Here is a 25570-nt window from a genome sequence, read left to right as displayed (position 1 = left end):
ACTCCCAAGGGGCGTCCATGGGCTGGACAACGCCGTATCGATGGGCGAGACGGCTTCAGGTTCGCGCAGGTGGCGAGGGGGCGGCCGATTCGATCAGGGGTTGGTCCAGGCCTCGGGGTCGTCCGCGAGCGCGACGATCCCGGCCGGCAGCTCCGCCGCCGCGAGCTCCGCGAGCGACACCCCCAACACGCCCCGGACGCTGGCCCGCAGCGCGATCCACAGCGTCAGCAGCGACTCGGCCGGCCCCGAGTACGACAGGTCCGGCGGGCGCTCCCCCCGCACGGAGACCAGCGGCCCGTCCACGCAGCGGATGACGTCCGCCACCGAGATCGTCTCGGCCGGACGGGCCAACCAGTACCCGCCGTTGCCCCCGCGCTGGCTCTGCACCAGACCGCCCCTGCGCATGTCGCCGAGAATGCCCTCCAGGAACTTGTGCGAGATGTCCTGGTCCACCGCGATGGCCTCCGCCTTCAGCGGCCCCGCGTCCGGGGCTGCGGCGAGCTGGAGGGCGGCCCGCACCGCGTAGTCGGCCCTGGCTGAAATGCGCATGCGCGCATTATTCCGCACGGGCGCGGCCGGAGCCGTGCGCCCGCACGGCGGCCCGTGCCGTGTCCGCACGGCGGCCCGTGCCGTGTCCGTGCGGTGACCCGTGCCGCCGCCCGTGCGGCGAACGCGCGGCGACCCGTACCGCGCCCTGAGGCGGCCGTGCCGCACCCTTGACGGCGTCCGTGGCCCGCCGGACACTCGTGGACGGGAAACCGAGCGAACAGGTAGGGAACCATGGGACGCACCGGCCGGAGGGACACCTCGCCCGCCGCGCCCCTCCCGCGCCCGCTGCCCCTGACCTCCCGCCGGCACATCGATCTGCTGCGGGTCTGCAGTGCGGCGAGTCGACGTTCCCGCGCGGACGTCCCCCCGTCCCCCGAGGCCTGAACCGCGGGGCGCGCCCCCGGGACGCCCGCCGCGGTCCGCCCGTCTCCTCTTCCCGTACCCCTGCCGCCTCCGGGCCCCGTGCGGCCGACGCGCCACGCCGCCGGCGGGACCGTCGCGCCCCGCGCCGTCGCACGCCGCCCGGTCCGGCACCGAGCACCCCGAGGGAGAACCATGTCCGTCGTCGTCCCGTCCCGGCTCCTGCCCGCCTCCACCGCCGTGCCCGTCTTCCGGGGCCGCATCGGCCGCGACGCGAACAGCGGCCACTACGCCGTCCCGCACCGCTACCGCCTCCACGTCGACCCGTCCGACCCCCGGTGTCTGGGCATCGCCCTCACCCACGGCCTGCTCGGACTCGACGACACGCTCCCGCTCACCGTGCTCCCCGGCACCCCCGACACGCCCGACGGCGGGTACGCCGTCCTCCGCCCGCTGTACGAGGCGAGCGCCCACCTCTACACCGGTCCGGCCGCCGCGCCCGTCCTCAGCGACGGCTGGACCGGACGGATCGTCAGCACCCACGTCCCGGACATCCTCCGCGACCTCGCCCTGCGCTTCCGCGGCGACGGCCCCGACCTGCTGCCCGAGGCGCACCGCGACGCCGTCGACGCGATCGCCGACCTGTGCGAGCGGAGCGTCAACGGGGCCGCCCAGCGCGCCGGTGAACTCGGACTCGACGGCGAGTCCGCCCACCACGACCCGCTCACCGTCCTCCTCGCCGCGCTCGGCTCCCTGGAACGCCGCCTCGCCCACCGGCCGTACGTCCTCGGCGACGCCCCGACCGCCGCCGACGTGCACGTCTGGGTCACCCTCGTCCAGCTCGACACCGTGCACCGCTGGCACCTCGACGCCGCCGCCATGGACCGGGTCGCCGCGCACCCCGCGCTGTGGGCCTACGCCCAACGCCTGGCCGCCCGGCCCGAGTTCGCCCGGCACCTCGACATCGACGCCCTCCTGCGCCGCCACCGCGCCCACTGCCGCGGCCGGGAGGCCGCCGGTGCGGCGATACGCCTCGTCGACTGGTCCGCCGGGCGCTGACGCCGGCCGACGCGCCCGCCCCTGCTTCCGACGCGCCCGCCCCGGCCCCCGGCGGGCGCCGTCAGCCGATGCGGTGCCCCGCCAGGGGGGCCGTGTCGTCGCCCGTGCCCCCGCGGACCCCGCGCAGAAACGCCTCCACGGCCTCCAGCGAGCTCGCCGCGGGCTCCCAGCCCAGCTCCCGCCGGGCCCGCTCGGTGGAGAGCAGCGGCAGGTGCCGCAGTGCGTCGAAGAGCCCCGGGGAGGCGGGGACCAGCCGCAACCGCCAGGCCGCCGACAGGGCGCCCCGCACCGCACCGGCGGGCACCTTCACCGGCCGGGCGTGCAGCAGTTCGCCCAGCGTCGCGCCGTCGATCACCGGCTCCGCGGCGAGGTTGAACGCGCCCCGGACGTCCCGCAGCAGCGCCCTGCGATAGGCGTCCGCCGCGTCCTCCGTGTGCAGGACCTGGAACCGGAGACCGTCGAACTCCGGCAGCAGCGGCAGCAGTTCGGGCCGCATCAGCTGCCCGGGGAAGAACCGTCCCGCGAAGATCCGCCGCTGCTCGCTCGCCGACTCCTCCTTGAAGAGGAAGGCCGGCCGCATCCGGACCACCCGGGTCAGCGGATGGTCACGCTCGAACGTGTCGAGGACCCGTTCCAGATAGGCCTTCTCCCGGGTGTACGCGGCGCCCGGCCACCCGTGCGTCGGCCACGCCTCGGACACCGGGGGGCCGCCGTCGGGACCGGGGGAGTACGCGCCCACCGAGGAGGCGTACACCAGGACCGGCACCCGTGCCGCCGCCACCGCGTCGAAGACGCGGGCCGAGCCCAGGACGTTGGTCCGCCAGGTCTCCACCGGGTCATGGGTCGGCCCGAAACGCCAGGCCAGGTGCACCACCGCGTCCGCGTCCGCCACGTACTGCGCGAGCCGGGGCTCGTCCCCCTCCCGGGAGAGGTCCAGCTCGGCCCACTCCACCCCCGGCAGGTCGAAGCCGGGCCGGCGGCGGGCGAGGCCGAGGACGGAGCCGACGTCCGGCTCACGTGCCAGGATCCGGATGAGGCTCGTGCCGACGTTGCCGGTGGCGCCGGTGACGACGACGCGCGAAATCGTGCTCGGATTCATGTGTCCGACCCTCCGCCATGGGCGGCGGAAGCGCATTCCGGCAGCCGCCCCTGGCCATCGCCGTCACCCAGCGTGTCCGTATGGGTCGCGGGCGGAGCCGACGGCCGGGAATATGAAGCGACTCAGGAGACAGGAGAACGGCCATGCTGCTGCCCGACAGGAACACCGTCGACCGGCTGCTCCGGCACTTCCGCGCCCAGGAGCGGACCGTGCTGGACAGGCCGTGCGACCTGTCGGCCCGTCGGCGCTTCGAGGACACGGCGTACACCCTGTGCGTCCTGATGGGAGTGCGCACCGCGCGCGAGGCCGTCCTCGCCGCGGAGCGCTACGTGACGGCGGCGGAGATCAGGAATCGAGAAGCACGGCCCCCGTGCCGCCACTAGCGTGACCGTCACGACCTTCGCTCACGTGCTCGACGCGCCCGACGTGCTCGACGCGCCCGATGCGCCTGACGTGTCCGACGCGCACGACGCGCTCGACCACGGACGCGGAGGATCACCGACAGGCATCGCGCGAAGGCTGGAGACACATGAGCAAGGCCCCGAGGACGGACGAGCAGGCGTCCGTGCCCCACGCCGCCGACCGGCACGACCTGATCCGCGTGCACGGCGCGCGCGAGAACAACCTCAAGGACGTGAGCATCGAGATCCCGAAGCGCCGGCTCACGGTCTTCACCGGCGTCTCCGGCTCGGGCAAGAGCTCCCTCGTGTTCGACACGATCGCCGCCGAGTCCCAGCGGCTGATCAACGAGACGTACAGCGCCTTCGTCCAGGGCTTCATGCCCACGCTCGCCCGGCCCGAGGTCGACGTCCTCGAAGGTCTGACGACCGCGATCATCGTCGACCAGCAGCGCCTCGGCGCCGACCCCCGCTCCACCGTCGGCACCGCCACCGACGCCAACGCGATGCTGCGGATCCTCTTCAGCCGCCTCGGCGCGCCGCACATCGGCCCGCCCAGCGCCTACGCCTTCAACGTCCCCTCGGTCCGGGCGAGCGGAGCGATCACCGTCGAGCGCGGCAGCAAGAAGACCGAGCGGGCGACCTTCGAGCGCACCGGCGGCATGTGTCCGCGCTGCGAGGGCCGGGGCACGGTCTCCGACATCGACCTCACCCAGCTCTACGACGACTCCAAGTCGCTCGCCGAGGGCGCGCTCACCGTCCCCGGCTACACCCCGGGCGGCTGGAACCACCGGCTGTACACCGAGTCCGGCCTCGTCGACGCGGACAAGCCGATCCGCGAGTACACCGAGAAGGAACTGGCGGACTTCCTCCACCACGAGCCGGAACGGATGAGGATCGCCGGGATCAACATGACCTACGAGGGCCTGATCCCGCGCATCCAGAAGTCCTTCCTGGCCAAGGACAAGGAGGGCATGCAGCCCCACGTCCGGGCGTTCGTCGAGCGGGCCGTCACCTTCACCACCTGCCCCGAGTGCGACGGCACCCGGCTCAGCGAGGGCGCCAGGGCGTCGAAGATCGGGCGGATCAGCATCGCCGACGCCTGCGCGATGCAGATCAGCGACCTCGCCGCCTGGGTCCGCGGCCTCGACGAGCCGTCGGTGGCGCCCCTGCTCACCGCGCTCCAGCTGACCCTGGACTCGTTCGTGGAGATCGGTCTCGGCTACCTCTCCCTCGACCGGCCCGCGGGCACGCTCTCGGGCGGCGAGGCCCAGCGCGTCAAGATGATCCGCCACCTCGGCTCCTCCCTCACCGACGTCACGTACGTCTTCGACGAGCCCACCGTCGGCCTGCACCCGCACGACATCCAGCGGATGAACGAGCTGCTCCTCCAGCTGCGCGACAAGGGCAACACGGTGCTCGTCGTGGAGCACAAGCCGGAGGCCATCGCGATCGCCGACCACGTCGTCGACCTCGGCCCCGGCGCCGGCACGGCCGGCGGCACCGTCTGCTTCGAGGGCACCGTGGACGGACTGCGGGCCGCCGGCACCGTCACCGGTCGCCACCTCGACGACCGGGCCGCCGTCAAGGAGTCGGTCCGCAAGCCCACCGGGGCCCTGAAGATCCGGGGCGCGTCGACGCACAACCTGCGCGACGTCGACGTCGACGTCCCGCTCGGGGTGCTCACCGTCGTGACCGGTGTCGCCGGCTCCGGCAAGAGCTCGCTCGTGCACGGGTCGATCCCCGCCGGCGAGGAGGTGATCTCCGTCGACCAGGGCGCGATCCGGGGCTCCCGGCGCAGCAACCCCGCCACGTACACCGGTCTGCTCGACCCGATCCGCAAGGCCTTCGCCAAGGCCAACGGGGTGAAGCCGGCGCTGTTCAGCGCCAACTCCGAGGGCGCCTGCCCCACCTGCAACGGCGCGGGCGTCGTCTACACCGACCTCGGCATGATGGCCGGCGTCTCCGCCACCTGCGAGGACTGCGAGGGCAAGCGGTTCCAGCCCGCGGTGCTCGAATACCTCCTCGGCGGCCGGGACATCAGCGAGGTGCTCGCGATGTCCGTGACCGAGGCCGAGGAGTTCTTCGGCTCCGGCGAGGCGCACACTCCGGCCGCCGGGCGGATCCTGGCCCGGCTCACCGACGTCGGGCTCGGCTACCTGAGCCTCGGCCAGCCGCTCACCACGCTCTCCGGCGGCGAGCGGCAGCGCCTCAAGCTGGCCACGCACATGGGCGACAAGGGCGGCGTCTACGTCCTCGACGAGCCGACCACCGGCCTCCACCTCGCCGACGTCGAGCAGCTCCTCGGCCTGCTCGACCGGCTCGTGGACTCCGGCAAGTCGGTCATCGTCGTCGAGCACCACCAGGCCGTCATGGCGCACGCCGACTGGATCATCGACCTGGGCCCCGGCGCGGGCCACGACGGCGGAAGGATCGTCTTCGAGGGCACGCCGGCCGACCTCGTCGCGGCCCGCTCCACCCTCACGGGCGAACACCTCGCGGAGTACGTCGGCGCCTGACGGGCACGTACGACCGGCGACCCGGCGATCCGGAGCCCCAGGTCCGCGCCGGGCGCCGGGCCGTCGGGCCGCTGTGCCGCCGGGTCGCCGGGGCGCGCCGGGGCGCCGCTCAGCGGGACGTGCGGGGGAAGAACGCCCTGGGGGCGTCCACGCAGGTGTCCCGCGAGACCGGCCCGCCGAACCGCAGCCGGTCGTACGGGGCGAACGCCGGCTCCAGGGCGTCCAGCTCGTCCACGCACGCGTGGAGGGCGGCGCGCCCCTCCGGCGAGGGGTCGTCCCCGGCCGTCGCGAGGCGCGCGGTGATCTCCGCCGTCAGCTCGTCCTTCCGGTGGATGTTCGCCGGGGTGACCGCGTGCAGGCAGACGTACCGGCCGCTCAGGTACGCCGCCCACTCCTCGTCGCCCCGGGCCGGGTCCTCCCAGTGCCCGGTGAACCACGCGCGCAGGCGGTCGACGCCGCCCGCCGCGTCGGCGAGCGCGAACAGATCGCGCGGCACCATCTCGGCGCCGTCCGACCGCAGGTAGCCGGGCAGCGGCAGCAGTCCCGCGAGCATCAGCAGCCGGACCTCGTCGGGGTCCCGGCCGAGCGCGGCGCACAGCGTGTCCAGCGGGACGAACTGGGCGGTGACGTACGCGTCGTCGGCGGCGGTCATCGGATGGTCGCCGTTCACCTCGCGGAACCGTTCGGCGACCCGTACGGCCGGCGACCGCTCCACCGCCGTCCGGTCCGTTGCCACCCCGGCACTCGGCGTCCGGTCCGTCATCGCGTCACTCCTCGGGAAGGCCGTCCGGGCCGGTCCCCGACGGTGTTCCCGCAGGCTAGGAGCCGGACCGTGCGGCGCCCACCGAACCGTCGCCGGCACGACCCGGGTCCGGTGTCTCCAGTGGCGCCGCACGGCCGGCGGTCCGTCAGGCCCGGCGGGCCGTCCTGCGCCGCCACCCCCACAGGGCGAGCGCGGCGGCGCAGGCCGAGCCCACCAGGGTCAGCGGAAGGCCGGCCGACGGGCCCGGGGACTTCGCCTCCCCGGACCTCTTCGCGGGCGCGGCCGGCGCCCCGGCCCCGGGCCGGGGCGCCGCCGCCTCCGCGCCGCGTCCCTGCCGGGCCACCGACACGGCCCGCGTGTCCGGGGCGGCCGCGGCCTTCGCCCGCACCGGCGCGAGCGAGCCCACCGGACGCACCCGGCCCGCGGCCTCGAAGCCCCAGTCGAGCAGCGACCGCGCCTCCTCGTACACGGCGAACCCGCCGCCCTCCTGAGGGTTCATCACCGAGACGACGAGCGTCCGGTCACCGCGCCGGGCCGCCGAGATCAGGGTGTTGCCCGCGTGGCTCGTGTAGCCGTTCTTGATCCCGAGGAGCCCCGGGTAGCGGCCCACCCCGTCCGCGCCCGTCAGGAGCCGGTTGGTGTTGGCGATGCCGTACGACCAGGAGCCCGCCGGGAAGTCCGCGTACGCCGTCGAGCAGTACCGGGCGAAGTCCGGGTCCTGGAGCCCGGCCCGGCCGAACACCGCCAGGTCGTACGCGGAGGACACCTGGCCGGGGGCGTCGTACCCGTCGGGGGAGACCACGTGGGTGTCCTCGGCGCCCAGGGAGCGGGCCTTCTCCTGCATCTGCCGGGTCATCGACTCCCAGCCGCCGTTCATCGCCGCCAGGACGTGCACGGCGTCGTTCCCCGAGCTGAGGAAGACGCCGTTCCACAGGTCCGCGACCTTGTACGTGTACCCCTCCTTCACCCCGACCAGGCTGCTGCCGGCCCCGATCCCGGTCAGCTCGGCATCGGCCACGGTGTGCCGCTCGGACGGCCCGTGGTGGGGGAGCGCGGTGAGCGCGAACAGCGCCTTGAGGGTGCTGGCCGGAGGCAGCTTCCGGTGCGCGTTCCGCGCGGCGAGCACCTCGCCCGAGGAGGCGTCCGCCACGACCCACGACAGCGCGGAGACCGACGGCACGGAAGGCGCTCCCGGCAACCGCTGCACCTGCGTGCCCTGCCGGTCGAGGCGCGCCGGGTCGACGTGCCGGCGCGCGGGCGGCGTGGGCTCCCCGACGGAGGCGGTGAGCGTGACGGGAGAGGCGGCGGCCGCGGGAACGGGCAGCACGAACAGCAGCGCCGCGGAACCGGCGGCGGCATGACGGACAGCTGACGTGACGATCATTCAGTCACCGTAGGAAGGCGGTGCGGACCGCGCAGATCGGAGTGCGCCGACCGGCGTACCAGGTGTGGCGTACGGCGGCGCGTCGTGCACCCGCCCGAGTGGCGGACGCCGCCCCGATCCCCGTTGCGTGACCCGCGCCCGACGGGGCGGTGCCCTTCCCGCACCTCCGTGGGGGCAATCGTCCCGCTGGGCGAGGGGGCCCCCGGCGGAACGACTGCCCACAACGGAACCCGGAGGGGCGGCGCCCCGGTGGAGCGACCGGTCACCACGAGGGGTGGCAACTCCATACGGATGACGCGGCGTTGACCGTAGGATCTGACCGCTCACGCGCCGAGACGGCCCCCCGCAGTCAGGAGCCCTTCCTTGAACACACCGCCCACCACCCCGCCCGCCGGCCGCCCCCCGTACCGCATGGACCCGGCCGGTGGCTGCCCCCACGCGGCGAACGCCCGGCTGCTCGCCGAGGGCGCCGTGGCCCCCGTGGTGCTGCCCGGCGGGATCGAGGGCATGGCGGTGCTCGGCCACGACGCGCTGCGCGACTTCCTCTCCCACCCCGACGTCGCCAAGGGCCCCCAGCACTTCACCGCCCTCGCCGAGGGCCGCATACCCGACGGCTGGCCGCTGCGGACCTTCGCCACCGTGCCCGGCATGGCCACCGCCGACGGAGCCGACCACCGCCGGCTGCGGACCCTCGTCAGCAGCGCCTTCACCGCCCGCCGGGTGGAGGAGCTCCGCCCCCGCGTCGAGGCCGTCACCGCCGGCCTCCTCGACGGACTCGCGGAAGCCGCCCGCGCCGGCGACGGCGTCGCCGATCTGCGCCGCCACTACGCGCTGCCCCTGCCGCTCGGCGTCATCTGCGAACTCCTCGGCGTCGACCCGGTCCACCAGGACCGGCTGCACCACCTCTCCAGCCTGGTCGTCGCCACCGACACCGAGCCCGCGCGGGCCGTCGCCGCCAACCGCGAGCTCGTCGAGCTCCTGGGCGCCATCGCCGCCGACAAGGCCGCCGCGCCCGGCGACGACCTCACCAGCGCCCTGATCGCCGCCCGGGACGAGGGCGGCGACCGGCTCGGCCAGCCCGAGCTCATCGGCACGCTGCTCCTGATGATCATCGCGGGCCACGAGACCACCCTGAACCTCGTCACCAACGCGGTCCGCGCGCTCTGCGCCCACCGCGAGCAGCTCGTCCTCGTCCTCGAAGGCCGCGCCGACTGGGCCGCCGTGGTGGAGGAGACCCTCCGCTGGGACAGCCCGGTCAGCTACTTCCCGTTCCGCTACCCCACCCGTGACCTCACCGTGGACGGCACGCTCGTCCCGCGGGGCACCCCGGTCCTCGCCGGATACTCGGCGGCGGGCCGCGACACGAAGGCGCACGGCCCGGACGCCGACCGCTTCGACATCACCCGCGCCGGGGCGGTGAAGCACCTCTCGCTCGGCCACGGCCCCCACTACTGCCTGGGCGCCCCGCTCGCCCGGATGGAGGCCGCGATCGCCCTGGAAGCGCTCTTCACCCGTTTCCCCGGCCTGGACCTGGCGGTCCCGGAGGCGGAGCTGACCCGCCACTCCGGCTTCGTCGGCAACAGCGTCCGGGCCCTCCCGGTCCGTCCGGGCGTCTGAGCGCGCGGCTCCGGGGCCGGAGCCGCGCCGTCCTCAGCCGGTCCGCCCCCAGGCACTCGCGGGAGAGGCCCGCAGGGAGGAGACGAGGCGCAGCAGCCGGTCCTCGTTCCCGGCGAGGCCCGCGGCGCGGAGCGCCTCGTCCGCCTCCGCCATCGGGTGGGTGAGCATCATCCCCGCGTACGGCGCGAGCTGCGGGTCGCTCAGCACGGCCTGCGTGGATTCGAGCAGCCGCAGGTACGCCTGGGCGGCCGCGCGCTCGCTGGCGGTGATCGTGGTCATGTCGGGCTCCCTCTCGACAGTTCGGCGCTCACACCCTCTCGTACGGGTCTGACAGTGAGGATGTCCCTGGCGTCGTTCGGGGGTCTGACTCCGGGTCTGACCGACGTTTCGGCCGTCCGTCTCACCCCGCCCGGCGGCCGTCCGCGTCAGCCGGGGTCGAGCGACTCGGACGCGGTCAGCCGCTCGACGAACGTGCGGAAGTCCGCCGCCGGCGGAAGCTCCGTGCCCTCGTCCACGTCGAACCACGTCACGGACGGCTCCCCGCGCTCCCCGCACACCCGGTGGTCGAGGGCGATCCAGCAGTGACCGTCACCGGACGGCAGGACCACAGGAGACGGACCGAGCCACGAACGCGTCCTACGGGTCCCCCCCCACGGCCCTGACGGGCCGGAGGAGCCTCCACGGGGCTCAGGCCCGTCCGTCGAGGTGGGCCGCCAGCCGCTCCAGGAACACCCGTTGCCCGGAGACGAGCAGCGGAGCGGCGGCCTCCGGCGCGAACCAGCCCACCCGGTCGATCTCCGGGAACTCCTCCCGGACGCCCGACCGGGGCGGCCACTCCATGACGAAGGTCCCCGGCACCACCCCGGCCGGGTCGAGGTCGCCCTCGACGGCCCACACGGTGACGAGCTTCCCGTTCCGCTGGCGGGCCTCGCCGAGGTCGACCCACTCGCCGTCGGGAGCGGGGAGGCCCAGCTCCTCCAGGAACTCACGGCGCGCCGCGGCCTCGGGAGCCTCGTCGGGCCCGTACTCCCCCTTGGGGATCGACCAGGCCGACTCCTCGCGGGCCGCCCAGAAGGGTCCGCCCATGTGACCGATGAGGACCTCGACGCCCCCGCCCGCCGTACGGCGGAAGACCAGGAGACCCGCACTGCGCTTGTCCGGCATGCGCCCCAGTCTGACCGAAGGGTGCGGCCGCCGCAGCCCCCCGCGGTCGTGCCCCCGTCCCCCCGTTCCTCCTGCTCCCTACTCTTCCTGCTCCTCCGCGTCGACCGTCACCGGGCCGCCCGCGAGGTCCACGCCGCTCGTCCACCGAGCCCCGAGCCGCACCGAACGCCAGGGGACGAGCGACCCGCCCAGCCGCTCCCGCCGCAGCGGGGCGCCGTCCTGGGCGACGGTCAGGACCGGGCGCGCGAGCCGCCGGTCCGTCCGCACGAGCAGGGGTGCGGCCGCCGGGCCCAGCAGACCGGGCGCCACCCACCGCAGCGGGCCCGTCGCCACCACGGGAACCCCGGTGACGGGCCAGGGGCGGCCGCCGAGTCGTTCGAGCACCGCCCCGGCCACCGCACGTCCCTCGGCGGCGGCCACGAGGGCCGGTTCCACCCCGCGCAGGAGGTTGCCGACGGCGAAGACCCCGGGCTCGGCGGTGCGGAAGCCATGGTCCGTCACGGGGCCCCGGGTGCCCGGCGCGAGCGGCAGCCCACGGGCGCGGACGAGCTCGTGGTCCGGGATCCAGTCGCCGGTGAAGACCACCGTGTCGCACCGCAGCACGGCCGTCCGGCCGTCCCCGCCCCGCACCGCGACCCCCGTCAGCCGACCGCGTCCGAGGAGCTCCGTCACGACCGCGTCGGCGAGGACCGGCGCTCCCGCGAACGCCACGGCACGGCAGGCGCGTTCGGCGACGACGGCCGCCACCTCCACCCCGGCCGCGCGCAGCGTGCGCACCGCGCCCCGGGCCACCGGATCGCCGCCGACGACCACCGCCCTGCGCCCGATGCGCTCCCGTCGCGGGCCGAAGCGCAGGACCGTCCGCTGGAGCTCGCCCGTGGTCAGCACCCCCGCGGGCCGGGTGCCCGGGACGAGCCGGGCGCTGCGGGGCCGTTCGCGGGCCCCGGTGGCGAGGACCACCGCGGCCGCCCGGACGCGTTCGAGTCCGGTCGGGGCGGTGACGTCCAGGGTGAGGGGCCCGGCCCAGCCGGTGGCCGAGACGCCGGTCCGGACCGTCGCCCCCGCCCGCAGCGCCTTCCGCACCGCGCGCCGCGCGTACGCCGGGCCGTCCAGGGCGCGCCCCAGGGCGTCCGCGCCGAACCCCGGCCGGGAGCAGTGGCGCGGCACTCCGCCGGCCGTCGCCTCCCGCTCCAGGACCTCGACCCGGCCCGCGCCCGCCGCCGCGAGCCGTGCGGCCGCGGCGAGCCCGGCGGGTCCCGCGCCCACGACGAGGACGTCGACCGCCCGGGTCACGACGCCCCCTCCCCGTACCGCCCCGCCCGGGTCACGACGCCCCCTCCCTGCACCGCCCCGCCCGGGTCACGACGCCCCCTCCCTGCACCGCCCCGCCCGGGTCACGACGCCCCCTCCCCGTACCGCCCCGCCCGGGTCACGACGCCCCCTCCCCGTACCGCCCACCCGGCTCACCGCGCCCCTTCCCCGGACCGCGCCGCGCCGTCCTCTTCTCGTGCCCGCGCCCGCGCCCGCTCCTCGAACAGCGCCCGCACCTCCGCGCCGCAGTGGTGGCCCTGACAGCGGCCGCCCCGGGCCCGCGTCCTGCGGCGCAGCCCGTCCAGGCCGCCGGGCGGGATCGTCGAGGCGAGCGCGGCCCGGATCTCGCCCCGGGTGACCCGCTCGCAGTGGCAGACGATCGCCCCGAACTCCGGTTCGCGGGCGATGAGTCCGGCGTCCCGGTACGGGCGGGGGAAGGCCTCGCCGAGGTTCGGCATCCGGACCGGGGCGAGCGGACGGACCGGTCCCGGGTCGAGGCCGCAGTCCGCGAGGAGGCCGAGCACGTGCTCGGCGATGGCCAGGGACGCGGTGAGTCCGGTGGAACGGATCCCGCCCACCGTCACGTACCCCAGCCCGGGGTGGGCGGCGATCCGGTAGTCCTCCTGTCCGGTGGCGGCCCGCAGCCCCGCGTAGACGGCGGTGACCTCCTCGTCGAGGAGCGCGGGAAGGATCCGGCCGCCCTGTTCGCGCAGCCCGGCGAGCCCCTCCGCCGTCGTGCCCGTGGCGGTCTTGTCGTCCAGGTCCTCGGCGGTGGGCCCGAGCATGACGTTCCCGTACACCGTCGGCGAGACGAGCACGCCCTTGCCGAGCGGTCCGGGCACCGGCAGCAGGATGTGGCGGACCAGGTCGCGGGCGAACTTGTCGAAGACGAGCAGCTGGCCCCGGCGCGGGGTGACGGTGAAGTCCTCCCGGCCGACCAGCGCGTCGAACGCGTCGGCGTGGAGACCGCAGGCGTTCACGAGGAGGCGCGCCCGCAGCACCCCGCGCCGGGTGACGAGCCGGTGGTACGGATCGCCCGGACGCACCTTCTCCACCCGGCAGTTCAGATGCAGGTCCACCCCGGAGCGGACGGCCTGCGTGGCATACGCGAGGGTGGTCGTCCACGGGCAGATCACGGACTCGCCCGGCACCTCGAGGGCACCCAGCGCACCGCGGCCCAGGTGCGGCTCGCGGGCGGCGAGCTCGTCGGCCGCGAGCAGCCGCGTGGTGCGGTGGCCGTTGCGCTCCGCCTTCTCCGCGAGCCGGGGGAGCGCCGCCCGCTGCTGCTCGTCCCAGGCGACGAGCAGCGCTCCCAGCGGCTCCACCGGGATGCCCGCCTCCCGCGCGTACGCGCCGAGCAGGCGGTGTCCCTCGCGCACCAGGCGGGCCTCCAGGGTGCCGGGCACGGCGTCAAAACCGGTGTGCAGGATGGCGGTGTTGGCCTTCGAGGTGCCGTCGCCGACGTCGTTCGCCGCCTCCACGAGCGCGATCCGCAGCGGATGGCGGGCCAGGGTGCGGGCGATCGCGGAACCGACGACGCCCGCGCCGACGACCACGACGTCGTACTCCGCGGCCTCGCCGGCGGGCAGCGGCCCGCTCCGCGTCACGCTCATACGCCCCCGCCGCCGGAGCCGTCACTCGCGAGGCTCCCGCCGCCGGAGCCGACACCCGTGCCGCCCCCGCCGCCGAAGCCGTCACTCGCGACGGCCACCCCGCCGACGCCGACACCCGCGCCCGCCGACCGCTCCACCAGTGCCGACACCTCCGCGCGGAAGCGCGCCAGGCGTGCCGCCGCCTCGTCGGCCGGGATCCGGGGCTCGTACACGGCCGAGGGCTTCCACTCCGGCACGGCCTCGCGGAGCGTGAGCCCCGGCTGGTGCCCGAGCCGGGCGACCGCGCCGACCCCCAGCGCCGTGGCGTCGGGCAGCGAGGAGACCTCGACGGGGAGTTGCAGCAGATCGGCCTGGGTCTGCATGAGCAGCGCCGACCGGGTCAGACCGCCGTCGGCGCGCAGCGAGGTCAGCGGCGCGCCCCGGTCCGAGGCGGCGGCCGAGGCGAGCTCCACGACCTGGGCGGCGATGCCCTCGCACAGGGCGCGCACCAGATGGCCCGGCCCGGTGTCCAGGCCGAGGCCGGTGAGCGAGCCGCGCACGTCCCCCCGCCACCAGGGCGCGGCGAGCCCCGCGAACGCGGGGACGAAGGTGACGCCGCCGGCGTCCGGGACGCCGGCGCCGACCGCGTCCAGCTCCCCGGCACCGGCGATCACGCCCAGGTCGGTGAGCCAGCGCACGGCCGAGGCGACCGTGTACACCTGCCCGTCGAGGCAGTGGGTGACGCGCCCGCCGAGCCGCCAGGCCACGCAGCTCACCAGACCGGAGGCGGTGCGCCGGGGTTCGGGGCCGGTCTGCGCGAGGAGGAAGGCCCCGGTGCCGTAGGTGCACTTGGCGGCGGCGGGGTCGTCCGCGCTCTGCGTGAGCAGCGCCGCCTGCTGGTCCACCAGGAGGCCGGTGAGCGGCAGCGCGGGGCCGAAGGCGGTCGTGGTGCCGACCGGGGCGTCGCAGTCCACGACCCGGGGGAGCGCCTCGCCGCCGAGTCCGTACAGGTCGAGGGCGGTCTCCGACCAGGCGACCGCGTCGAGGTCGAGGAGACCGGTCCGGCCCGCGGTCGCGGCGTCCGTGACGAACGCGCCCGTGAGCCGGTGGACGAGCCAGGCGTCGCTGGTGGTGACCACTCCGGCGCCGGTGGCGTGGCGGCGGATCCAGGCCATCTTGGGCGCGGCGAAGTAGGGGTCGACCGGAAGCCCGGTGAGGCGGCGCAGCTCCTCGGCGCGGTCGTCGAGGCCGGCGCAGACCGAGGCGGCCCTGCGGTCCTGCCAGACGAGGGCGTCGGTGAGCGGTTCCCCGGTGGCGGGGTCCCAGGCGAGCACGGTCTCGCCCTGGTTGGCGAGGCCCACGGCGACGACCGGCACGCCCGCCTCGGCGAGCGCCGCCCGCCCGGCGGCGACCACGGAGTCGTACAGCTCACGCGGGTCGACCTCGACCAGACCGCCGGGGAGGTGGCGGGGCAGGACGGGCGCCGTCCCGGTGCCGACGACACCGCGCTCGGGGCAGAGGACGAGGGCCTTCGTGCCCGACGTGCCCTGGTCGACGGCGAGTACCGCTCCGCCCGTCATCCCGCTGCCCCCTCGCTCGAATCCGCTCGGTGATCGTCCGGTCACCGAAAAGGGTCAGCGTGCCGCCGCGCGAGGGCTCCGTCAAGGCTCGGCGGGCGACCACGTCAGGTCGCGCGTTCCTGCTGACGGAAAGTCAAATCAAGTCGTTGGCTCAATAATTACTGTCGAAAAAGAAAGTGGACCGGTCGCGTCCAGAGCCCTCTATAGTGATCGCCGATCAACGGCCGGGACGCCCGCCGGGGGACTGACCACCCCCTCCATCCACCGAGGACCCATGTCACCCACACCACGCCCCACCCCCTGATGGCCGGACACGGATTCCGGCCCGTCTACCACCCCGCGGGCCACGACCACGCCCTGCGCAACGCCGTCCAGGACTTACGCACCGGCCGCTGGGTGTCCATGGCGCGTCTCCTCGACGAGACCTCCGACTGGGAGGCCTGGACCCGGCGCACCCAGGTCCTCGCCGCCGTCGCCGCGGGCAGCGACGTCGTCCCCGCCTGGCGCGCCGAGCAGCCCGAGAGCCCCGCCGCGGCCGTGATGCACAGCCGGGTCGCCGTCGAGCGCGCCGTCCGCGCCCACCGGGCCGGCCACTCCCGCACCCGGGAGCTCTGGCAGGAGGCCCTGACCGCATGCCACCAGGCCTCCGACCGGTCGCCCGCCGACCCCGTGCCCTGGATCGGCCTGATCGCCCTCGCCGTCCTCGACGGCCGCCAGCGCATGGCCGAGCACCGGCTCACCCCGCCGGCGCCCATGCTGCCGCCCGGGCCCTGGGGCCTGCTCGCCGAGGTCGAGAAGCGCGACCCGCACAACCGCGAGGCCCACCACCGCATGCTGCAGTTCGTCTACGCCCGACGGTCCGGCCCCCTCTCCGAGGCCGTCAACTACGCTCACTGGTCGGCAAGTTCGGCGCCCGTGGGCTCCGCCCTGCACGCCCTCCCGCTCTACGTGCGCGTCGAGCGCTACCGGCGCGAGCGCGGCCACGAGCGGGCCCTCGACCTCCACTGGGTCGCCGAGGACGCCGTCCGCGACGCCCAGCGCGCCCTGGACACCTGGTTCCTCTTCTGCGCCACCGACGAGGCCTCGCTGCTCGACCTCAACCACCTGGCGCACGCCCTCTTCGGAGCCCTCCGCTTCGCCGACGCGGCCCGGGTCTTCGAGGCGCTCGGCCCGTACTACACGACCCTCCCGTGGGGCTACCGCACCGCCCACCCGGACGACCGCGCCCTCGCCGAGGAGGTCTTCCTGCGCGCCCGCGCCCGTTGTCTCGGCGGCTGACGCGCCCCGCGCCTCCTCCCGCTTCCTCCCCACCCCCGCTCCCCCCGTCCCCGGAGGTCCCCATGTCCCGCACCGACGCGCCCATCGACGCGATACGCAAGCCACCGCCGCCCCAGGACGAGGAGGCGAGACTCAGAGAGCTCGGCTACCAGCCCGTCCTCGCCCGCCGCATGGACGGCTTCGGCAACTTCGCGATCAGCTTCTCGGTCATCTCCGTCCTCTCCGGCTGCATGACCCTCTACGGCTTCGGTCTGGGCACCGGCGGCCCCTCCGTCATGCTGTGGGGCTGGGCCGGCGTCGGCCTCTTCGTCCTCTGCGTGGGCCTCGCCCTCGCCGAGGTCACCAGCGCCTATCCCACCTCCGGCGCCCTCTACTACATGGCCGACCGGCTCGGCGGGCGCCGCTGGGGCTGGTACACCGGCTGGCTGAACCTGCTCGGCCTGCTCGGCGCCATCGCCGGCATCGACTACGGCGCCGCCCTCTTCACCGGAGCCTTCCTCAACCTCCAGTGGGGCTTCGTGCCCACCGCGGGCTCCACCTTCCTGATCTTCCTCGCGATCCTGCTGCTCCACGCCGGACTCAACCTCTTCGGCGTCCGCCTCGTCAGCGTCCTCAACTCGGTCAGCGTCTGGTGGCACCTGATCGGCGTCGCGGTCATCGTCGGCGCGCTCGCCTTCGTCCCCGACCGGCACCAGTCCGTCGAGTTCGTCTTCACCGAGTTCGTCAACGACACCGGCTGGGCCAACCCGTTCTACGTCGCCGCGATCGGCCTGCTCCTCGCCCAGTACACCTTCTCGGGCTACGACGCCTCGGCCCACCTCTCCGAGGAGACGTCCAACGCCTCCGTCACCGCCGCCAAGGGCATCGTCCGGGCCATCTGGGTCTCCTGGCTCGCCGGTTTCGCGCTCCTCGCCGGACTCACCTTCGCGATCCAGGACTACGCGGCCACGCAGAACAGCGCCACCGGCGTCCCGCCCGCCCAGATCTTCCTGGACGCGCTCGGTTCCGGCGGCGCCGCCGCCCTGCTGCTCGTGGTGATCGTCGCCCAGCTCTTCTGCGGCAACGCCGAGGTGGCCGCCGCCAGCCGCATGGTCTTCGCCTTCAGCCGGGACAACGCCCTTCCCGGCTCGGCGCTCTGGCGCAAGGTCAGCGGCAGCACCCAGACGCCCGTCCCCGCCGTCTGGCTCGCGGTCGCCGTGGCCGCACTGCTCGCCGTCCCCTCGCTGTACTCGGCCACGGCCTACGGCGCCGTCACCGCGATCAACGTCATCGGCATCACCCCCGCGTACGCCATCCCCATCTACCTGCGGCTGCGCGCCGGAAAGCGCTTCGTCCCCGGCCCGTGGAGCCTCGGTCGATGGAGCAGGCCCATCGGCTGGATCGCCGTCGTCTGGGTGGCGTTCGTGACCGTCCTCTTCTGCCTGCCGCAGAAGTCCCCGGTGAACGTCGACACCATGAACTACGCCGCGATCGCGCTCGCCGTCGTCCTCGTCCTCGCCAGCGTCTGGTGGTACGTCGCCCGCCGCTCGTACGGCACGCCGACCGCGTACGGAACCGCCCGCGAGGAGGCCGAGATCGCCGAGGGCATCGTCTGACGACGGAGCCCGGCCCCCGGGGCGTGTCCGATCGGATCGGACACGCCCCTTCACGTGCCGTGGACCGGCCTGACGGGCAGGGCACTTCCCGGGTCAGGCGCTGAACTCGTAGGTCCAGGGGGCCGACCGGGCCGAGAAGTCGATGTCCGTGATCTCCAGGGCGTGTCCGTGCTGGTCGCTGACGACCCGGTGGACGAGCAGCCGGGCGGCGCCGCCGACCGTCGTCGTGGCCGGCCCGGGCGGGACGCCGACCGACTCGCGGTGGGTGATCCGCAGCCCCGCCTGGTGCATCCAGTGGTAGAGGAGGCGCAGGTCGGGCTGCTGGCGGCAGTCCCTGTCCCGGCGGTACCGGGAGAGCTGGGGGATTTCGGCGAGGGCCGGCCGGGAGAACCACGACACGGCCCGCTGGAGCGCCGACCCGTGGGGTCCGAGGACGGTGTGCCGGTGGACGAGGGTCGGTTCCCCGGGGGTGAGCAGGAGCCGTGAGGCCAGGGGGGTGGGCGGCGGCTCCCAGGTGAGCGAGGCCCGGACGAGTGCCTCGGCCGCCCGCGGTCCGCCGGGGAAGGTCGGCCGACGGGCCGCGACGACGGGGGCGGCCGGCCCGGGCCCGGTCCCGTCGACGGCGGCGAAGGTGCCGCGCCGGTCGGTGACCACGAGCCTTTCGTCCCTGAGGAGTTGCAGCGCGCTGCGGACGGTCTGCCGGTTGACGCGGTAGCGCTGGGACAGCGTTCGCTCCGACGGGAGCCGGCTGCCGGGGGATATGCGCCGCCGGGCGAGGTCCTCGCGCAGGGCGGCGGCGACCCGGAGGTAGAGCGGCGTCTCCGACGCCCCGGAATCGGGCTCGACCATGATCAACCCTCTCTTTGCTCAGCGTGACGGCATGGGCCGTTTGGGTGATCAATTCCTATCATTGGTCTAAACCATTTGGCCAGGCCGGTCCGGCAGAGTGGCCGAAACGAGCGAGGCGCCTTGTAATGAGGTTCCAGGCGACAGGCCGGTCGCCCGGCGGCGGGAGAAGGCGGGTGAGGCCGGATGACGACACCGTCGGAGCGCGCCGCGCGGGGCAGGGCGGCCCGCAAACACGTCCCGCGCGCCTCCCACGGCCGCTGGATACCCAGCTCACAGCGCCCGGATCCGCTGGACGTCCTGGAGCGCCAGGCCCTGGACCGGCTCCCCGACCTCGTCCCCCTCCGCTACGGCAGGATGGCGGTCTCCCCCTTCGCCTTCCTGCGCGGCGCCGCCGCCGTCATGGCCGCCGACCTCGGCGCCGCCCCCCACACCGGGCTCACCGTCCAGCTGTGCGGCGACGCCCACCTCCTCAACTTCGGGGTGTACGCCTCACCCGAACGGACGCTCCTCTTCGACGTGAACGACTTCGACGAGACCCTCCCCGGCCCCTTCGAGTGGGACGTGAAGAGGCTCGCCGCCAGCGTCGCCGTCGCCGCCCTCCAGAACGGCAGCGCCAAGCCCAAGGCCCACCGCGCCGCGCTCGTCGCCGTCGAGTCGTACCGCACCCACATGCGCCGCCTCGCCGGACTCGGGGAACTCGCCGTCTGGTACGAGCGGATCGCCGCCGACGACCTGCTGTCCCTCGTCCGCGCCGCCGAGCGTCCCCGCCTCGTCCGCCGGCTCGAACGGGCCCGCCGCCGCACCAGCCTCCAGGCCCTCGCCGGGCTCACCGAGACCGACGAGACCGGGAACCGGCACCTCGTGAACGACCCGCCGCTGCTCGAACGGGCCACGGACGTCGACCGGGTCACCCTCGGCAAGGTCTTCAGCGACTACCGCAGCTCCCTCGCCGAGGAGCGCCGCGTCCTCCTCGACCGCTACCGCTTCCTCGACGCGGCCCGCAAGGTCGTCGGAGTCGGCAGCGTCGGCACCCGCTGCTTCGTCCTCCTCCTCGAAGGGCGTGACGACACCGATCCGCTCATCCTCCAGGTCAAGGAGGCCGGCCGCTCCGTCCTGGAGCCGTACCTGGCGCCGACCGCCTACCCCCACCAGGGCCGCCGGGTCGTCTGCGGCCAGCGGCTGACCCAGGCCGCGAGCGACATCTTCCTCGGCTGGATGACCGGACCCGAGCAGCGCCACTTCTACTGGCGCCAGCTGCGCGACATGAAGGGCTCCGCCGAGGTGGAGACCATGTCCCCGGCCGCCCTGCGGGACTACGCCCGGCTCTGCGGCCGGGCCCTGGCCCGCGCCCACGCCCGCTCGGGCGACCGCATCGCCATCGCCGCCTACCTCGGGGGCTCGGACGCCTTCGACCGGGCCGTGGCCGACTTCGCGCTCGCCTACGCCCGGCAGAACGCCGACGACTACGCGGCCCTCGGCGCGGCCATCGCCGCGGGCATGGTGGCGGCGGCCCCGGGTGCCTGAACTGCTCCGAGTGGAGTCCACGAGTGGTGGGCCCCCCACCACGACCGCAGGCTGATGAGCGCAGTGCCCGCCCGGACCACGCCGTGGCGGGCCGAGCCACGCGGTGTCGCCCCGGTCGGGACGACCGTGGTCCACAGGGAGACCCGATCACATGACGGAACAGGACACCGTACGAGCGCGTGCCCGGCGCCCGTACGGCCGACGGCGCTCCCGGGGCGCGCGCACCGGTCTCGCGCTCGCGGCGGCCGGACTCACCCTTCTGGGCGCTGCGGGTCCGACCGCGGCGAACACCCCTGGGACGGGGCGCGGTTCGACACCGGACCACCCGGTGTCACCACCCGTCCAGGGGCCCCGTCCCGGAGGCCCCGCGCGGTTCGTGCCCGCCGCCTGCCCGCAGACGCCCGATCCGGTCCCCGGCCGGTGCGGTTTCCTGGAGGTGCCCGAGAACCGCTCCCACCACGGCCGGAGCCGGACCGTCCGGCTGGCCGTCGCGATCATCCCGGCCACCTCCACCCGGCCGGCCGCCGAGCCGGTCGTCTTCATGGAAGGGGGACCCGGCGGTGACGCCTTCGACAGCATCCCCTTCCTCATCGGCTCCGGGGTGAACCGGAACAACGACCTGATCGTCATGGCCCAGCGCGGCGCGCGGTACTCGCAGCCGAACCTCGCCTGCCCGGAGGTCGACCGCTTCGGCGTGAAGGCCGTGGGGCTGCGCTACGACGCGCCCTCGACCGGTCGGCGACTGGTGCGCGCGGTCAAGGAGTGCCGGGACCGGCTCACGGCAGACGGGATCCGGCTGAGCTCCTACAACACCACCGAGAACGCGGCGGACTTCGCCGACCTGCGCAAGGCGCTGGGCATCGACCGGTGGAACGTCTACGGATACTCGTACGGCACCGACCTCGCCCTCACCTACATGCGTCTGCACCCCCAGGGGATCCGCTCGGTGGCGATCGACTCGCTCGCGCCCCCCAAGGCGGTGAACCTGCCCTGGACCTGGGACAGCGCCGCCGAGGGGATCGGCGAGATCTTCGCGGCGTGCGAGGCCCAGCCGCGCTGCAAGAGCCGCTACCCGCACCTCCGGCGCACGCTCGACCAGCAGGTCCGCCGCCTGGAGGCGCACCCCCTCACGCTGACGGCGCAGCCGCCGGGGGGCGGGAACCCCGTGAAGGTCGACCTCGACGGGGGCGCGCTGGTCAACATCCTGGTCGCCAACACCGTCAAGGCCGTCGACGTCCCCGCCGCACTCGACGAACTCGCCCGCGGCAACCCCGAGCGCTTCGCACGGGCCCGTGCCGTCGACGTGGGGACCGCCATCGGCGCGTTCGCCCACGGCCTGACGCAGTCGGTGGCCTGCGCCGAATGGGCCCCCGGCTACTCGGAGCACGACGTGCTGGAGGCAGGGCGCCGGAACTTCCCCGGCTGGCCGGACTCGGTCCTGGCGCAGCCGCCGCAGCTGCCCTTCGAGTACGACGTGTGCCGGGCGTGGAACGTCCCCGACCGCACCGCGATCCAGCGGGTGGCCACCTTCAGCAGGATCCCGACGCTCCTCCTCTCCGGAACCTTCGACCTGAAGACCGGCGCGAGCTGGGCGCACGTCGCGGCCGCCACGCTGCCCGGCTCGACCTCCGTACGGATCCCCGGCGTCGGCCACTGGGTGGTGCCCCGGTCACCCTGCGCGGCGAGCGTCCTCGCCTCCTTCCTCGCCCGTCCGACCGCGCCCGACACCGGCTGCGTGGCAGGACTCCGGCCCCGACCGTTCACCGTCACCCCCTGACACGGAGACCCCATGACGTCCCTTCGACCACCCCACCGCCGGCGCACCGCGCTACGGCTCCCGGCCGTGCTCGCCGGGGCGACCGCAGGCGTCCTCGCCGCCGGCCTCGTCACGGCACCCGCCCACGCCGAGTCCGGCCCGGCCGCGCCGCTCGGCACCGTCGCCCGGACGGCGGGTCACGCCCGCTTCGTCCCGGGGCCCTGCCCGAGGACGGCGGACCCGATCCCCGCCCTGAAGGACGCCCACTGCGGAACGCTCACCGTCCCCGAGAAGCGCCACGGGCACGACAAGGGCCGGGGGCGCAGGATCACCCTCGCCGTGGCGATCGTCCCGGCGGCCACGAAAAGGCACGCCGGCGACCCGATCGTGTGGCTCGCGGGCGGCCCCGGCGACGACGCGGTCTCCGAGATCCCGATGGCGCTCGACGGCGGCCTGAACCGCGACCGGGACCTGATCTTCATGTCCCAGCGGGGCACCTACTCGGCCGACCCGGAGCTCACCTGCCTCACCATCGACCGGTTCAACGCGCGCGCCCTCGGCCTCGTCTCCGACGCCCCGTCCACCGGACGCCTGCACGTCCGCGAGACGCGGGAGTGCCGTGACCGGGTGGTGGCGCGCAGGGCCGACCCCAGCGCCTACGACGACACGGAGAGCGCCGCCGACTACGCGGACCTGCGCAAGGCGCTCGGTGTCCCGCGGTGGAACGTGTTCGGCATCTCGTACGGCACCGATCTGGCGCTCCAGTACATGCGGCTGCACCCGGAGGGCATCCGATCGGTCGGCATCGACGGCATCCTGCCGCCGTCCCTGGCCGGCGGGGCCGTGACCTGGAAGGCCGCGCGAGAGGGCTTCGACGGCATCTTCGAGGCGTGCGCGGAGCAGCCCGCCTGCAACACCCGCTATCCGCACCTGAAGACCACCTTCGAGCGCCTCGTCGTCGCCCTCGAAGCCCGGCCGGTCTCCACCACCGTCCCGGTGCCCGGTCAGCCGGCGCCGGTGAAGGTCGTGATCGACGGCGGAACCCTGGTGAACTGGCTGACCTCCGCCTCCCACCTGGCGGAGGGCGTGCCCCGCTCCATCGACGAACTGGCCCACGGGAACCCGCGGCGGATCGCCGCGCAGCTGGCGGGCGGCAAGTACAGCCCGGCGGCCCTGGGGCGGATCTCCCACGGGCTCGTCTACGGCGTCTTCTGCAGGGAGTGGACCCCGTACGAGAGCCAGGAGGACATCATCCGGGGAGGGCGGCGCGCGTTCCCGTCGTTCCCCCGCTCGCTCCTCGCCAACGCCCCGCAGCTCGCCTGGCTCCACGACGACTGCCGTGCCTGGGACGTCCCCCCTGCGGACCCCTCGGTCAGGAGCAGGACGTACAGCGACATCCCGACCCTCGTCCTGTCCGGCGGCTTCGACGCCCAGACCGCGCCGAGCAACGGAGCCTACGTCGGCCGCACGCTGAGCCGGTCCACCGTCGTCACGGTGCCCTACGTCGCCCACGTGGTCTTCGCCGACTCGACGTGCGCGCAGACGATGACCGTCTCCTTCTTCGACCGCCCGACCGCACCGGACACCAGCTGTCTCGCGGGCCTCCGGCCGCCCGCGTTCGAGATCGGCACGTGAGTCGAGCCGGGACGAGCCGGGCCGAGGGGCGGCGGTGCCGGGTCCGCCACCGCCGCCCCCCGTTCCGCTAGCCGCCCGTACGGCGCAGCGGCGGTTCGGCCGGTGTTCCGTGGACCGGGCCGAAGAGCACCGCCCGTGCCACGGCGGGGGCGAACAGGACCGTCGTCGGGGCGGTGAGGCCGATCGCCCTGCGGAAGGCCGCACCGACGACCGGGTCGCCCGCCGCACGCTCCTGCACCCGGCTCAGGTACCAGCCGACCGCCTTGTCCAGCGGGCCGGGCCGCGCCGCGTCACCGGTGGCGCCGGGCATCTTCTTGTCGGCGCCCGTCGAGATGTCCCAGGCCTGCTTCGAGGCGTCGAGCAGGGCCCGCTGCACCTGGAGGGTGGTCGGGGTGCGCTTGGGGTCGGACAGCGCCCGCCGCAGCGCGAGCGCCGTGAGCGCGGCGACGGCCATGCCCTGCCCGTAGATCGGGTTGAAGGCGCACAAGGCGTCGCCGGTGGCGAGAAAACCGGCCGGACGGCGGCCCGGACGGTCGTACCAGCGCCGGATGTTGGCGGTCCTGCGGAAGCCGTGGACCGGGGACTCGGGCTCCGCCCGGGCCAGCCAGTCGCTGACCACCGGGTGCGGCAGCCGCTTGGCGTACTCCTCGAACGCGCCCTCCTCGGTGGGCGGTTCGTCGCCGCGCAGCCCGGAGAGGGTGACCAGGTGCCGTCCGTCGCCGAGGGGCAGCACGACACCGGCGTACACCTGGGCGGGGTTGGGCACGATGTAGTAGCCGAGCGCGTCGGACTCCGGGCCCCCGGCCGGGGCGCGGTAGACGCGGGTGGCGTAGGCGAGGCCCGTGTCGAGGGTCTCCTCGTGCGGGGCCTCCGCGCCGATCGCCGCGAGCCAGTCCGGGGCCTTCGTGGACCGCCCGGAGGCGTCCACCACCAGATCGGCCGCCAGGACGCGGGGCTCCTTGTCGGCCCCCGCGCCGCGCTCGCGCAGCCGGACGCCCCGGACGCGCGAGGAGTCGCCGGTCAGCCCCACCGTCTCGGTGCCCTCGACCAGTTCGATCCGGGGGTCGGCGAGGACCCGCTGCCGCACCAGCCACTCCAGCTGGGGGCGCGGACCGGTGTAGAAGTGCGCGGTCGCGCTGCTGCGGCGGAACCACCTGCCGTTCTGCCACTGGACCATGTCCTCCGGGATGCCCACCTTGGGCGCGCCGAGCTCCCGCAGCTCCTCGACGAACCCCGGGAGCAGTTCGTCGTACGCGTCCTGCCCGCCCGCGATGAGCACGTGCAGGTGTCGGCCCTGCGGGACGCCCGGCCGGGCTTCGGGTCCCTCCGGGTAGCGGTCGCGCTCGACGACCGTCACCTTCTCGGCGTGCTCGGCGAGCACCCGGGCGGCAAGCAGTCCAGCGAGACTTCCCCCGATGACCACCGCGTGTCGTGTCGCGCGGTGTCCCAAGTCGTCGGCCATACCCGCCCCTTCGCGTCGTGGAAGTACAACCGACCAGTATCCACGTCGGGACGGGCGCCGTCGCGCGCCCACACGG

The 25570-nt window shown here is 74.9% G+C and carries 20 protein-coding genes; 9 read left to right on the top strand and 11 right to left on the bottom strand.

Annotated elements, in window-relative coordinates:
* Positions 1–93 precede the first annotated feature (93 nt).
* Positions 94–549, bottom strand: a complete 456-nt coding sequence (locus tag ACZ66Z_RS19905; RefSeq protein ID WP_469935651.1) for an RrF2 family transcriptional regulator — start codon at positions 547–549, stop codon at positions 94–96.
* Between the two features lie 555 nt (positions 550–1104).
* Here ACZ66Z_RS19905 and ACZ66Z_RS19900 point away from each other — a divergent pair.
* Positions 1105–1968: a glutathione S-transferase C-terminal domain-containing protein gene (locus ACZ66Z_RS19900; protein ID WP_469935649.1), complete on the top strand. Its 864-nt coding sequence runs from the start codon at positions 1105–1107 to the stop codon at positions 1966–1968.
* Between the two features lie 61 nt (positions 1969–2029).
* Here ACZ66Z_RS19900 and ACZ66Z_RS19895 read toward each other — a convergent pair whose 3' ends face one another.
* Positions 2030–3067, bottom strand: a complete 1038-nt coding sequence (locus tag ACZ66Z_RS19895) for an NAD-dependent epimerase/dehydratase family protein (protein WP_469935647.1) — start codon at positions 3065–3067, stop codon at positions 2030–2032.
* Between the two features lie 143 nt (positions 3068–3210).
* On the opposite strand from ACZ66Z_RS19895, the gene ACZ66Z_RS19890 reads away from it, so the two are divergent.
* Positions 3211–3450 (top strand): DUF5133 domain-containing protein, encoded by a 240-nt coding sequence (locus ACZ66Z_RS19890; RefSeq protein WP_469935645.1) that lies wholly within the window; start codon positions 3211–3213, stop codon positions 3448–3450.
* 146 nt (positions 3451–3596) lie between these two features.
* Positions 3597–5984 (top strand): excinuclease ABC subunit UvrA, encoded by a 2388-nt coding sequence (locus ACZ66Z_RS19885; RefSeq protein WP_469935644.1) that lies wholly within the window; start codon positions 3597–3599, stop codon positions 5982–5984.
* A 109-nt stretch (positions 5985–6093) separates the two neighbouring features.
* Here the strand turns inward: ACZ66Z_RS19885 and ACZ66Z_RS19880 are convergent, their stop codons facing one another.
* On the bottom strand, positions 6094–6747 hold the full coding sequence (locus ACZ66Z_RS19880) for a DUF6058 family natural product biosynthesis protein (RefSeq protein WP_469935643.1): 654 nt from the start codon (positions 6745–6747) through the stop codon (positions 6094–6096).
* Between the two features lie 145 nt (positions 6748–6892).
* A complete protein-coding gene (locus tag ACZ66Z_RS19875) occupies positions 6893–8131 on the bottom strand; it encodes a D-alanyl-D-alanine carboxypeptidase family protein (RefSeq protein WP_469935642.1) in 1239 nt (412 codons plus the stop codon).
* A gap of 363 nt (positions 8132–8494) precedes the next feature.
* Between ACZ66Z_RS19875 and ACZ66Z_RS19870 the strand changes: the two genes are divergently transcribed.
* Positions 8495–9748, top strand: a complete 1254-nt coding sequence (locus ACZ66Z_RS19870; protein ID WP_469935640.1) for a cytochrome P450 family protein — start codon at positions 8495–8497, stop codon at positions 9746–9748.
* 33 nt (positions 9749–9781) lie between these two features.
* On the opposite strand, the gene ACZ66Z_RS19865 is transcribed toward ACZ66Z_RS19870, so the two are convergent.
* The 5 genes from ACZ66Z_RS19865 to ACZ66Z_RS19845 form a co-directional block, all read right to left on the bottom strand.
* Positions 9782–10027, bottom strand: coding sequence for a hypothetical protein (locus ACZ66Z_RS19865; RefSeq protein WP_469935638.1), 246 nt, complete (start codon positions 10025–10027; stop codon positions 9782–9784).
* Between the two features lie 408 nt (positions 10028–10435).
* Positions 10436–10912 carry an NUDIX hydrolase gene (locus tag ACZ66Z_RS19860; protein WP_469935636.1) on the bottom strand — a complete coding sequence of 159 codons (477 nt, stop codon included), beginning with the start codon at positions 10910–10912 and terminating at the stop codon, positions 10436–10438.
* Between the two features lie 78 nt (positions 10913–10990).
* Complete coding sequence (locus ACZ66Z_RS19855; RefSeq protein ID WP_469935634.1) at positions 10991–12205, bottom strand: FAD-dependent oxidoreductase; 1215 nt, start codon at positions 12203–12205, stop codon at positions 10991–10993.
* Positions 12206–12375: 170 nt separating this feature from the next.
* Complete coding sequence (locus ACZ66Z_RS19850) at positions 12376–13836, bottom strand: FAD-dependent oxidoreductase (RefSeq protein ID WP_469935632.1); 1461 nt, start codon at positions 13834–13836, stop codon at positions 12376–12378.
* Positions 13833–15395: an FGGY family carbohydrate kinase gene (locus ACZ66Z_RS19845; protein WP_469935630.1), complete on the bottom strand. Its 1563-nt coding sequence runs from the start codon at positions 15393–15395 to the stop codon at positions 13833–13835. Before ACZ66Z_RS19845 ends, ACZ66Z_RS19850 begins: the two co-directional genes overlap by 4 nt.
* A gap of 303 nt (positions 15396–15698) precedes the next feature.
* On the opposite strand from ACZ66Z_RS19845, the gene ACZ66Z_RS19840 reads away from it, so the two are divergent.
* Positions 15699–16673: a hypothetical protein gene (locus ACZ66Z_RS19840; protein WP_469935628.1), complete on the top strand. Its 975-nt coding sequence runs from the start codon at positions 15699–15701 to the stop codon at positions 16671–16673.
* Between the two features lie 62 nt (positions 16674–16735).
* Positions 16736–18268, top strand: a complete 1533-nt coding sequence (locus ACZ66Z_RS19835) for an amino acid permease (protein ID WP_469935626.1) — start codon at positions 16736–16738, stop codon at positions 18266–18268.
* 93 nt (positions 18269–18361) lie between these two features.
* On the opposite strand, the gene ACZ66Z_RS19830 is transcribed toward ACZ66Z_RS19835, so the two are convergent.
* Positions 18362–19117: a GntR family transcriptional regulator gene (locus ACZ66Z_RS19830; protein ID WP_469935624.1), complete on the bottom strand. Its 756-nt coding sequence runs from the start codon at positions 19115–19117 to the stop codon at positions 18362–18364.
* A 183-nt stretch (positions 19118–19300) separates the two neighbouring features.
* On the opposite strand from ACZ66Z_RS19830, the gene ACZ66Z_RS19825 reads away from it, so the two are divergent.
* From ACZ66Z_RS19825 to ACZ66Z_RS19815, 3 genes are all read left to right on the top strand, one after another.
* Positions 19301–20641: a DUF2252 domain-containing protein gene (locus ACZ66Z_RS19825; RefSeq protein ID WP_469935622.1), complete on the top strand. Its 1341-nt coding sequence runs from the start codon at positions 19301–19303 to the stop codon at positions 20639–20641.
* Positions 20642–20792: 151 nt separating this feature from the next.
* On the top strand, positions 20793–22418 hold the full coding sequence (locus ACZ66Z_RS19820) for an alpha/beta fold hydrolase (RefSeq protein WP_469935620.1): 1626 nt from the start codon (positions 20793–20795) through the stop codon (positions 22416–22418).
* A gap of 12 nt (positions 22419–22430) precedes the next feature.
* A complete protein-coding gene (locus tag ACZ66Z_RS19815) occupies positions 22431–24032 on the top strand; it encodes an alpha/beta fold hydrolase (protein ID WP_469935618.1) in 1602 nt (533 codons plus the stop codon).
* 67 nt (positions 24033–24099) lie between these two features.
* Here the strand turns inward: ACZ66Z_RS19815 and ACZ66Z_RS19810 are convergent, their stop codons facing one another.
* Positions 24100–25494 carry an NAD(P)/FAD-dependent oxidoreductase gene (locus tag ACZ66Z_RS19810; RefSeq protein WP_469935616.1) on the bottom strand — a complete coding sequence of 465 codons (1395 nt, stop codon included), beginning with the start codon at positions 25492–25494 and terminating at the stop codon, positions 24100–24102.
* Positions 25495–25570 lie beyond the last annotated feature (76 nt).

The sequence above is a fragment of the Streptomyces sp. NPDC107498 genome (genome assembly GCF_055582805.1).
The sequence above is the reverse complement of the archived record's forward strand: the minus strand, read 5'-3'. Positions and strand labels throughout refer to the sequence as shown.